This is a genomic window from Streptomyces sp. YGL11-2 (assembly GCF_050054615.1).
GTDB lineage: Bacteria > Actinomycetota > Actinomycetes > Streptomycetales > Streptomycetaceae > Streptomyces.
In genome coordinates this window covers 1-10,419 of the sequence record NZ_JBNHIN010000040.1, presented here as the reverse complement: position 1 = coordinate 10,419, position 10,419 = coordinate 1, and the positions used below count along the sequence as shown (strand labels likewise).

General features: G+C 69.0%; 8 protein-coding genes. 1 reads left to right on the top strand and 7 read right to left on the bottom strand.

Annotated features, from left to right (window positions below; translation table 11 throughout):
* Positions 1–157 precede the first annotated feature (157 nt).
* From ACO1BR_RS32335 to ACO1BR_RS32325, 3 genes are all read right to left on the bottom strand, one after another.
* Entirely contained in the window at positions 158–1,099 is a 942-nt protein-coding gene (locus tag ACO1BR_RS32335; RefSeq protein ID WP_426798657.1) for an alpha/beta hydrolase, read from the bottom strand.
* Positions 1,100–1,280: 181 nt separating this feature from the next.
* A complete protein-coding gene (locus ACO1BR_RS32330) occupies positions 1,281–1,877 on the bottom strand; it encodes an NADPH-dependent F420 reductase (RefSeq protein ID WP_426798656.1) in 597 nt (198 codons plus the stop codon).
* A gap of 42 nt (positions 1,878–1,919) precedes the next feature.
* Positions 1,920–2,738 carry a 3'(2'),5'-bisphosphate nucleotidase CysQ gene (locus ACO1BR_RS32325; protein WP_426798655.1) on the bottom strand — a complete coding sequence of 273 codons (819 nt, stop codon included), beginning with the start codon at positions 2,736–2,738 and terminating at the stop codon, positions 1,920–1,922.
* 137 nt (positions 2,739–2,875) lie between these two features.
* Here ACO1BR_RS32325 and ACO1BR_RS32320 point away from each other — a divergent pair, with 137 nt between their 5' ends.
* A complete protein-coding gene (locus ACO1BR_RS32320) occupies positions 2,876–3,784 on the top strand; it encodes a LysR family transcriptional regulator (protein ID WP_426798703.1) in 909 nt (302 codons plus the stop codon).
* A 295-nt stretch (positions 3,785–4,079) separates the two neighbouring features.
* Here ACO1BR_RS32320 and ACO1BR_RS32315 read toward each other — a convergent pair whose 3' ends face one another.
* The 4 genes from ACO1BR_RS32315 to ACO1BR_RS32300 form a co-directional block, all read right to left on the bottom strand.
* The gene (locus ACO1BR_RS32315) at positions 4,080–4,865 is read right to left on the bottom strand and encodes an FAD-dependent oxidoreductase (protein ID WP_426798654.1); all 786 of its coding nucleotides are present in this window, start codon (positions 4,863–4,865) and stop codon (positions 4,080–4,082) included.
* Between the two features lie 671 nt (positions 4,866–5,536).
* Positions 5,537–5,815: a hypothetical protein gene (locus ACO1BR_RS32310; RefSeq protein WP_426798653.1), complete on the bottom strand. Its 279-nt coding sequence runs from the start codon at positions 5,813–5,815 to the stop codon at positions 5,537–5,539.
* A 596-nt stretch (positions 5,816–6,411) separates the two neighbouring features.
* Positions 6,412–8,001, bottom strand: coding sequence for an ISL3 family transposase (locus ACO1BR_RS32305; RefSeq protein WP_426798652.1), 1,590 nt, complete (start codon positions 7,999–8,001; stop codon positions 6,412–6,414).
* Positions 8,002–8,670: 669 nt separating this feature from the next.
* Positions 8,671–10,065 carry a protein kinase domain-containing protein gene (locus ACO1BR_RS32300; protein ID WP_426798651.1) on the bottom strand — a complete coding sequence of 465 codons (1,395 nt, stop codon included), beginning with the start codon at positions 10,063–10,065 and terminating at the stop codon, positions 8,671–8,673.
* Between the last annotated feature and the right edge of the window lie 354 nt (positions 10,066–10,419).

Below are 10,419 nucleotides of genomic sequence, written 5' to 3'. Positions count from 1 at the left end.
CCCCCCCCCCCCCCCCCCCCCCCCCCCCCCCCCCCCCCCCGCCGTGAGATCGGCTGCGCTGGCGCGGACGATGCAGTCGGCGCCTCACGCAGTCCGGGTTCCTGCGACGATCTGGGAGATCAGCCGCTGCCTGATGATCGTCACAACGGTGGGCGGGTCAGTTGTTGAACGCCGTGGCCACGGCATCTCCGAGCTGATTCAAGACGTCCCGTGCGAGCTGCACGGACCCGGTGAACGAGAAGAAGGCGTGGGTGGCACCCTTGATCGGGAGATGCGTGACCGGCACGCCGACTTCGGCGAGCTTCTGCGCGTACCGGTCACCTTGGTCCCGCAGCGGATCGTGTTCGGCGGTGACGATGACAGCGGGAGGAAGCCCGGCCAGCTCGTCGGAGCGCGCCGGCGAGACGCGCAGGTCGGTGCCTTCGTCGGGCGTGTTGAGGTAAAGGCCCCAGAACCACTCGAGCCAGCTGCGGCTCAACAGCGGTCCGGCCATGTTCTCGTACATGGAGGGGCTGTCGTCGAACCGGTCGACCGCTGGGTACGCCAGTACCTGCAGTGCGATCCGAGGTCCCCCGCGCCGCTGCGCTTCCTGCACGAGGGCCGCGGCGAGGTTGCCGCCGGCGCTCTCGCCGAACACCGCGATGTTCTGCCCGTCGCCGCCGAAGCTTCCGGCGTGGGCCGCGACCCATGTCAGGGCGGCGTAGGCGTCTTCGATCCCCGCCGGGAAGCGGTGTTCGGGCGCGAGCCGGTAGTCGACGGAGACCACGATCGTGCCGGAGCGGTTGGCCATGATGCGGGCGATGTGGTCCTGGCTGTCCAGGTCCCCGAGCACCCATCCGCCGCCGTGGAAGAAGACCGTCACGGGCAGCGGCCCGGAGCGGCGGACGGTGGCGGGGGCATAGATGCGGATGGGAACCTCGAGTCCTTCGGCGGCGGCCACTGCATCGCGCACGCTGCCGACCGGTTCGACGTCGCCCGCGAGGGTGGAGAAGCTGCTCACGAGGTCGCGGTTCTCCGCGACCGTTCGACTCTCCGGTGCCGGTTCGCCTCCTTCGGTCAACTTATCGAGCAGGGCACCGATCTGGGGGTCGAGGGACATGATGAGGACCTTCCTGGAGCTGGCGAAACGACACGGATTGGAATGACTGTTCCCATCTCTGCAAGTCGCAGGAGTGGAGCAGCGGCAGCGTGATGCCGTCCGGCGCTGAATCGCCGGCCCTGGCTGCGCTGTCGGAGCCGTTCTGGATGTGGGCCTGCCGGTGGCGGTGCGATGCGTACGGTCAGCGGGCGATCGAGATCGCGAAGGGTGTGAATCCGGTGGTCCGGATGACGTGCGGGACGAAGAGGATCGCGGCCTCGGTGGCGCGGGCGGTCTGGATTCCGCCGAGGTCGGTGATCCACGCCTTTTGCCAGCCGAGGTCGGTGAGCAGTTCACGGACGGTCTGCTTGGCCTGCGGGTCGTCGCCGGAGAGGAACGCGGTCGGTGTCTGGGTGAGTGTGGCCGGCGCGGTCATCACCGGGAAGAGCATGGTGTTGAGTGTCTTGACGACGCGGGTTTCGGGGAGTGCTTCCTGGAGTTGTTCGGCGAGGCTCGAGCCGGGGTAGATCAGGTCGACGGGCAGTCCGTCCGGTCCGTCGAGGGTGGCGTTGGAGACGTCGACGAGGATCTTGTCGCGCAGTTCCTCCCGTAGGGCGGCGAGCCGGTCCAGGGAGCTGGCGCCGGGGGTGGCGTTGATGACGATCTGGGCTGTGCGGGCGGCGTCGGCGGCGGCGCCCGGCGTGCGGTCCGCCGCGGTCACCTCATGCCCTGCCCGGGTGAGGGCTGTGGCCAGGTTGCCGCCGACGCGGCCGTTTCCGAGAACTGCGATCGTGGTCATGATGATGTGGTCCTTTTCGTGGGTGCGGGTTGTGGTGCGCGGTCAGCGTGAGAGCGTGGCGACGGCCTGGGCGTGGACGCCGGGGGCGGCGGCCAGGAGGCTTTCGCTCTGCGTGGTCCAGGGGCGGCCCTGGGCGTCGGAGATCTGTCCGCCGGCCTCGGTGACGAGCAGTGCGCCGGGGAGCAGGTCCGGGCGGGCGCCGGCGAACTGCCAGAAGGCGTCGATGCGGCCGGCGGCCACGTTGGTCAGGTGCAGGGTTGCGGGCACGGCGGTGCGCACGACGAGTGCGTCGAAGAGCATCGCGGTGATCGAGGAGCCGACGCGTCGCACGACTTTCTCGTCCTCGTCGGGCCGGGCCTGGCTGGTGGCCACGATGCCCAGGCCGAGGTCCGTGGTCTGGGAGACGTGCAGCGGCCGGCCGTCGAGGTGGGCGCCCGCGCCGGTGAGCGCGGTGTAGGTCTCGCCGGTCAACGGCAGGTGGACCGCGGTGAGCACCGGCTGGTTGTCTCGCACGAGGGTGGCGGTCACCGCCCACTCCGGCAGGGCGTGCAGGTGGTTGACGTTGCCTTCGGCCGGATCCACGACCCACCATTCGCCGGGCGGCAGCGCCCCGCCGTCGAGCTCGTCCTCCACCCAGCCGGCATCCGGGCGCAGCATCCCAAGGCGGGGGCGCAGGATGTCGAGGGCCGTGTCGTCGTTGACGGCGAGCGCGCGCATCAGCTCTTCGCGGGTCTGGTAGCGGACCACCTCGCCGAAGCGCTCGCGCAGCGCCGAACCGGCCGCACGCACGGCGATCGCAGTCTGGGCGAGCAGGTCGGCGTCGGAGGCGGCGGCGTCAGTGGTCTGAAGCGTTTCGGACATGGTGAACTCCCTTGTGAGTAGGGGGTGTTGAGGCCGTTCGAGTCGAACTGTGCGCTCGGTTCAGCGCCCTGGTCTCGAAGGTATACAGCCCCTTGATTGACTTCAAATGCATGTCAGGCACGGCTAGGATTACTCGCATGCAATTGGATTTGAATCTGTTGGCCGCGCTCGACGCGCTGCTGGAGGAGGGCAGTGTGGCCGGGGCGGCCGCGCGCCTGCATGTCACCGCCCCCGCGATGAGCCGGAGTCTGGGCCGAATCCGTCGCACGACCGGGGATCAGATCCTGGTGCGCACCGGCCGCACGATGACCCCGACGCCGTATGCGATCGCCGTCCGGGAACAGGTGCACGAGCTGCTGCACCAGGTCCAGGGGGTGCTGGCACCGAGCCGTGAACTCGATCTGGCAACGTTGGAGCGCACCTTCACACTCCGCTGGCACGATTCCCTGGTCGCCCTGAGCGGCCCCGCGCTGCTCTCGGCCGTGCGCGGACAGGCGCCGGGCGTGCGGTTGCGCTTCGTCGCGGAATCGAGCATTGACACCCCCGAGTTGCGGCGTGGAGAGGTCGACCTGGAGGCGAACGCCAACCGGCCGAGCGCACCGGACATTCGTGCCGAGAAGGTGGGCGAGACCCGCCTCGTCATCGTGGTGAGGCAGGGGCACCCGCTCACTCGTGTCAGGACCGTCACCGCGAAGCGGTACGCCGCCGCTGAGCACGTCACCGTCTCGCGACGTGGAAACCTCAGCAATGCCCTCGACGACGCCCTCGCGCGGCTCGGCCTCACCCGCCGCGTGGTGGCGACCGCGCCCACGGAAGCTGCCGCGCTGGAGTTCGCGCGCGGCTCCGATCTCCTGATCAGCGTCCCTGAAGCCACCGCGCGGTCCGCGGTCGCCGACCTCGGCCTAGTCGTGCTCCCTCTCCCGCTCGAACTGCCGTCGGCGCCGATATATCTGTCGTGGCATCAGCGCTACGACACCGACCACGCCCACGCCTGGCTGCGCGGGCTGGCGCGAACCGCGCTGGCCATGGGCGGAGCGTCGTCCTAGCCGGCGCCGGCCGGCTGCTTCACCCATACGTCCAGGCGACCACCTCGATGCCGCACGGCCGGCCGCTGTCCGCACCCGCATCAGAGCACCAACCCCGCCGGTAGGCGTACGCGACCGAGCTGAACGGGGCCGCGAAGCCCGAGCTTGCCGAGAAGGCAGGACACGAACGTCTCGACAGACTCCTGGCCGCCTACCCCCATGCTGCGCCGGCCGTGGGGTGGCCGGAGCGACGCCTGCGGCTCACGATCGCTGACCTGTTTGCCCTGCTCAGTCAGTCGGTCGGATACAAGTCGCTTCAGGAGGCCGTCGCGGGAACGAGGTTGTCGAGTCCCTTCGCACTCCCCGTCGCGGCCTCGATCGAGCGCGGCAGCATGATGCTCTCGTAGGCGCGGACGGCGTCGTCGACGCTGGACTCGGTGACCAGTGCGTGGGCGAGGTCGGCGCCGTCGAGCATGGCGAGGTTGGCGCCCAGCCCGACGGGTGGCATCAGGTGCGCGGCATCGCCGAGCAGCGTGACGCCGGGAACGCTATCCCAGGTGTGCGGGGCGGGCAGGACGAACAGGGACCGGTGGATGAACTCGTGGTCGCTGTTGCGCAGGATGTAGCGCAGGCTCTCGTCCCAGTCGTCGAACAACCTCAACAGATATGTCCGCACGGCCCGCTGGTCGCCGAGGTCGACACCGGCGCCCTCATGCCAGTCCTTGGGCGCGCGGAGCGCGATGTAGGCGCGGATGTGGCCGTTGCTGTTGCGCTGGGCGACCAAGGACCTGCCGGCGCCCTTCGCCAGCATCGATCCGTTGCCGACCAGCCGAGCGAGGTCGCGATGGCGGGTATCGCAGTGGTCGAACCCGGTCTCGACGAAGGTGACACCGGTGTAGCCGGGTATGGCGGGCGACAGAGCCGGGCGCACGCGTGACCAGGCGCCGTCGGCACCGACCACCAGGTCGAAGTCCTCGGCGGTGCCGTCACCGAACAGCAGCCGGCAGGTGCCGTCCGCGCCGAGCCGCCGACGAGGTCTTCGCGCTGCTCGAACACGGCTGGGCAGCCTCTCATCCGAGCAACTGACCGGGCTGCCAGGCACTCCGCTGTGCGCGGTGGCGGTGCGCGCTCGGGACCCTCGGTGAGGCCCTCCGCGAGGCGTCCTCCCTCGATACCCCGTCGGCCGACGTAAGACGACCGGGACCGGATCGACTTCTCCCGGGGCTGGTCGCCGTGCCCGACAACGAGATGTGACGAGGCGTCCGCCGATCTGTGCAAGCCCTGACGGGTCGTTTCGCAACATCGCGCTGCATCGGGGGTTCGGCGCGCGGAGGTCGGCGTCGGGGTGTGGAGTTCCCCGATGAACCCGCAAGTGACGCTGCCGGATCGTCAGGGCCGGACCGGGAGGTTGGCCTCCCATCCGTCGAGGAGCCGTTCGAGTCCCAGTTCGAAACCTCGGCGGCCTGCCGACCGACACCGCCGACAACAACCCGCACGGCGCGTCAACGACGAGCTCGGCTACCTACCGACGCACACAGCCCACGAGTACCAGCTCTCCTTGTAGTCCAACCCTCCCGGCGGTGCTCGGCCCTCCGGCGGGAGGGAGAGTGACGAAAGCCCGGACTGTTGAACGGTCCGGGCCTTCTGCCGGCGGAGGATACGAGATTCGAACTCGTGCGGGGTTGCCCCCAACACGCCTTCCAAATGTTCGTCCCGGGGTTCGGGTCAGACCGGGGGTCTTGGCCGCTGTCAGTGCTATCCGGTGGGCTTGGCTCAGGTTTCGTCTTCCATCGCGCTGTCGCAGTTACCGCAGACCCGGTCGGCGTACGCCTGCGGGTACCACGGTGAACCCGGGTGTTCCGAGGGCCGCCAGGAGGATGTCTCCATGGCGAAGGTGTCCTTGCCGCAGAAGGTCCGTGGGCCGGGGGAGGACGGCGCTCCTGGAGCGCCGGGCGCTGCGTGCACTCGTCGGACCAGGGCCCCGGCCTCGCCGGGTCTGGTGTCGGTCGTGCTCGCCGGTTGGTCGAGCTCGTACACGACGATGATCTCCATGCGCCGACCGTAGTCCGCCGGTAGCCGCGCAGGCGGTAGCCAATCGCCGTGATCCTGTATCTGATGAGGATCCGGGCTTCAGCGTGGTGGGACGCCGGTGGCAGCGTCGCGGCGCGATGGTCTCGCGACCGGTGCCGGCACTGCCTTCGGGACGTCGCCAGACGGGCGGGAAGGGCTACCGGGGGCGTGCGTTCCCAGGGAATGAATGATGCGGGCGGTTCCGGGGAATGGGGCCCGCGCTGGCCCAACGGTGCCTCGTCGATCTTCCAGGGCAAGGGGGGCCGTCGGATTGGTAGTGATCGTCCGGCGGTGGGTTGGGGTGATTCTGAGGGGCGGCCGGTGGCGGGCATGAGAGGCCGTCTGGCCCTTGCAGGCCGGGCGGTCGAGTGGGGAGCGCGCCCATCAAGGGCGCGTGGGCCCCGAGATGGATTGTGGTCTACCGGCGCCTGAGGAGTCTGCTGAAGCGTTCGATGCTGACGGTTAACCCCTATTGCGCCGCGGTGCCGACGAGCTGATGGAGCTCCTTGAAATCAAGAATGCTCATCAGCCCCGAGAAGCGGGTTCTGGCACAGATCTTGGGGAGTGGTCGCGGAGGGTCACTGAAGCAGGATCATCTTGCGGAGTAGTTCGAATCCGGCTCGACCGGAGAGCTGTCTCTTGATCTTCTTGATGCGGTTCACTGCGCCCTCGGTGCCGCCGGAGTTCCATTCCAGGGTGAGTCCGGCTGTCGCGGCGTCGAAGTCGCGGTGCAGGTGGCATGCGAAGCCGGTGAGACCGGGCAGTTGACTGGCGTCTACGGCGTCGATCCAGCCGGGGAGCATGGTTCCGAGGCGGTTGGTGAATATCTCGCCGAAGCCGCGGATGTGTTCGGCGGCCGTGTCCAACTCGGGGCAGTTGGCCAGGACGGCTTTCAAGGCGGTGCGGTCGTCGTCGCTCAAGTAGGTGGGATGGCGGGTGAGCCAGCCGGTCACCTGCCGCACCGTCGGTGGTGGTGGCGGTGCTTGGGGTGGGGAGGCGCGCAGGGTGGCGATGTGGGCGCGGACCATCTGGTAGGTGACGGGTGCGTTCTCGGCGAGCAGTTCACGGTGCAGCCGGGTGACGCTCGTGCAGCCTTCGGCGAACCGTCGTTCCAGGTAAGGCTTGTAGGGGTCCAGTGGGCTGGGCCTGGGCCGGTTTTCGCGGAGGGTGTTCTGCCAGTGTGGGGCGCTCGCATAGCGCAGCACGGTGTTGAGGCCCCAGCCCAGGTGTCGGGCAATCGCCCGACGTGAGTGGCCCTGCTTGAGCAGCTCGTGGACCAGGGCGTGCGCGGCCTTCTTGCGCTGGGCCCGCCGTCCAGCAGGCTCCAGACCGGGAAGCCCCGGATCTCCTTGTTGCGTGTCAGTGTTCGACGGGGTGGGCGGTGTCGGAGCGCGCAGGCACTCGCGGTGGGCTGCGACGCAGGTCTCCACGGCCCGGCCGAGGCCCTGCCACAGGTGGAACCGGTCGGCGACTTGGAGAGCGTCAGGGGCACCGAGCCGGGCTCCCTCGGCGTAGGCGCCTGCGCGGTCCCGGCAGATGATCTCCACACCGGGGTGCGCGGTGAGCCATGCTGCGAGCGGTGCCGCTTCATGTCCGGGCAGGACATCGATCGGGTGATGGCGTTCGCCGTCGGTGATCACAGTGGCGTACGACTGTCCACGCCGGGTGGCGAAATCGTCGACACCAACCACCCGCGGCGTGCCGGGCTGCGGATCCGGCAGTGCCATGACCCGGCGCAGCAAGGTCATCCTCCCTGCGTCAAAGCCCAGTTGGGCAGCCAGTCGGGAGCCGGCCCGTCCGGCCAGTGCCAGCCCGATGTGCTCCAGTGTGCGGTTGAGTCGGCTGGTGAAGCGCGCGTACGGGGTGGTCAACTGAGCAAACGGTTCGGCGAACGTCCGGCGCGGGCAGTCCGCTGAGCCACAGATGAATCGCCGGACCGTCAACAGAATCACGACGCGGAACTCACCGAGCGGGAGATCCCTGAGTCTGCGCTGGTAGGAGTCGTGTACGCGGTCCGAGAAGCCACTGCAGTCGGGGCAAGCCGCCCCGGCCGCCCGGCCTCTTGCCACCACGTCGACCGTGCCGAAGACGGCCATCACCGCCTCGACGGCCAGGTCGTCGATCCCGTCGAACACCAGTGAGTCCCAGAACGATGCGTCGGCCTTCATGACCAGCACCGTCACCGGCGATCACCACTCGGTCCTTCGAGGTCCACCCGGCCGCGTGCCCCGGCAGCTGTATGTGCGGTATCACCCGTGTCACTCCCGTGTTGCCGCTGATCGTGTCGAGTCGAATCCCATTGCGACGAGGGCATCTTGTTCCGTGCATCGGTCCCTCGCGCGTTCCACTGGCTCCCTGTCTCTGGGCAGTGTCGACCAGACCATCGAGCATTCCGGTCACCTACCGGATCCCGCTGAAGCCAACCGTGGCCGAGGTCAGCCCCATCGTCAACAACGCCCTCGGTTACACCACGTCACCACGAACCGGATCGCGCCCCCGGCCAGGTGGAGTTTGATACCTTCGCCGACTACACGCGGTCACCGACAGGCTGGACTCCACGGCGAACTGGCGACAGTTGAATACGCGAGCCCGCCAGTAAGTCGGCTACCCCGGATCCACTGAGCCCCAGGATCCTGATCAACTCGATTCCGTCAGCCGTACGCAGTGACTCCATGAGGCGGAGCAAGTCTTGCTGGGACAAGGCCATCACTGCACCTCTCACTCAACGAGCTTCGCTACTCGGAGAGTTATGCGATGACCGCCGCATGACCAGGGGCCAGCGGTGATCGCGAGTACACACTGCGGACGCCATCTGTCAGGGGGCAAGCGGCCGGCGGCTATCGGCCCACGTCGACCCGGAAGGAGAGCCGGTTGCCGACCGTCTGGAGTTCGGCGCCCTGAAGGGTCGGGTCTTTGTACGACGGCACCTGCTCGAGGAGGATGGGGCACCCGTGCTCGTCGTTGAGGCAGCCGCCGTGTTCGGCCCCGAGGGTGTCGACCCGGGCTACGCCCGCCTGCCGGCTCAGCCACTCTTTGGCCAGGCGGACCTGGTTGGCACAATGATCGACGCACGGGTCGGGCCACTTGTACGTCACTTGTGCCCAGTTTTCGCGGGTGCGGGTCGTGGTCGGCCGCGAGAAGCCCGTTGGGACGGTCAGGCCGTCGGCCACACTCCGGTTGGTCTCGTACGTGCTGTTGTCGCCGCCTCGGTGGTCAAGGATGTACCCGGCACCCAAAGCCAGCGCGATCGCCAGTACCACCGCGCCCAGCTTGACCCCTCCTGAGATACGTCGGCGCGGTGCGGGCCCCGGGCCGACGGTGGGCTGCGCCGCGAGCTGCTCCACGGCGGGGCTCCACGCCGGGAGCGTGGGGGGATGGAATGTAACGGGTGGCACCATGCCGGGTGTTGGCGATACGACGGCGGCCCCGTTCAGCTGGGCCTGTAGCTGATCCATGGTCAGGCGCGCTGCTGGATCCTTGTGCAGCAGCCCGTCGAGTACGGGGCCGAGCGCCCCCGCCCGCACGGCCGGAATCGGCGGCTCCGTTGCGACGGCGACCAGGACCGCGCTCGGGGCCGTCCCGGCGAACGGGGCGCGGCCCTCCACGGCGGCGTACAGCGTCGCGCCCAGGGACCAGAGGTCGGACTCGGCCGTTGCGGGCAGGCCCCGGACCTGTTCGGGCGCCATGAATGCGGGTGTGCCCATGATCATGCCGGTGGCGGTGAGGGTGGCGTCTCCCTCAAGGGCGGCGATCCCGAAGTCGGTCAGGACGACCCGGTCCTCTTCGAGGAGGATGTTGGCGGGCTTGATGTCCCGGTGAGTGATCCCCCTCCGGTGCGCGGCGCCGAGCGCAGCCGCCACTTGTCGCCCGACGTCGGCGGCCCGCTGGGGCGTGAGCGCGCCTTGTGCCTCGATGAGGTCGGCCAGGGACCCGCCGTCCACCAACTCCATGACGATCCAGGGCCGTCCATCGAGGCCGGATATCCGGTCATGAACGGTGATGATCCCCGGATGTTTCAGCCGTGCGGCGGCGCGGGCCTCGCGGTCGAGCCGGGCGATCCAGTTCTGCCGCTCGGCCTCGCCCAAATGCTCGGGCAGCCGCAACTCCTTGACAGCGACGTCCCGCCCCAACTGCTCATCGTGGGCCTGCCAGACGGCGCCCATGCCACCTTGGCCGAGCAGTCGGCTCAGCTGGTAGCGGCCCGCGAGGAGTTGCCCGTGATCGTCGTCCACACATGGAATATAGCCGGGCCGCCCGTGCTGGACCCTGGCGTTCAGAACCCCGGCAACGCTCCCGCCGCCTGACTGGCTGCACAGCGTGGCACCAGAGGTCGGACCGCGGCCGTTCCGCGAGAATTGGCGCCCCATCAGCGGATCGTCGGAGCGGCCGAGAACCCCGGTGCCAGACGCGTCGCAGTGCTTCGAGCACTTGGACGGCGCGTGCCGTGCCCTGCGCCGATGCCCCGTCGCCTTCGTCCCCCGGGGGCCTCACCAAATCCCCTTCCCCATAAGTGGGCGGTTCGCGAGTTGATGTCCGTTTCGGAGTGAGGCTTGGGGCAGGGGTGCTGGCTGCGGTGCCGGCTACTG

Coding starts and splice junctions, on each gene's coding strand:
- ACO1BR_RS32335 (WP_426798657.1), bottom strand. CDS start 1,099: ATGTCCCTCGACCCCCAGATCGGTGCCCTGCTCGATAAGTTGACCGAA.
- ACO1BR_RS32330 (WP_426798656.1), bottom strand. CDS start 1,877: ATGACCACGATCGCAGTTCTCGGAAACGGCCGCGTCGGCGGCAACCTG.
- ACO1BR_RS32325 (WP_426798655.1), bottom strand. CDS start 2,738: ATGTCCGAAACGCTTCAGACCACTGACGCCGCCGCCTCCGACGCCGAC.
- ACO1BR_RS32320 (WP_426798703.1), top strand. CDS start 2,876: ATGCAATTGGATTTGAATCTGTTGGCCGCGCTCGACGCGCTGCTGGAG.
- ACO1BR_RS32310 (WP_426798653.1), bottom strand. CDS start 5,815: ATGGAGATCATCGTCGTGTACGAGCTCGACCAACCGGCGAGCACGACC.
- ACO1BR_RS32305 (WP_426798652.1), bottom strand. CDS start 8,001: ATGAAGGCCGACGCATCGTTCTGGGACTCACTGGTGTTCGACGGGATC.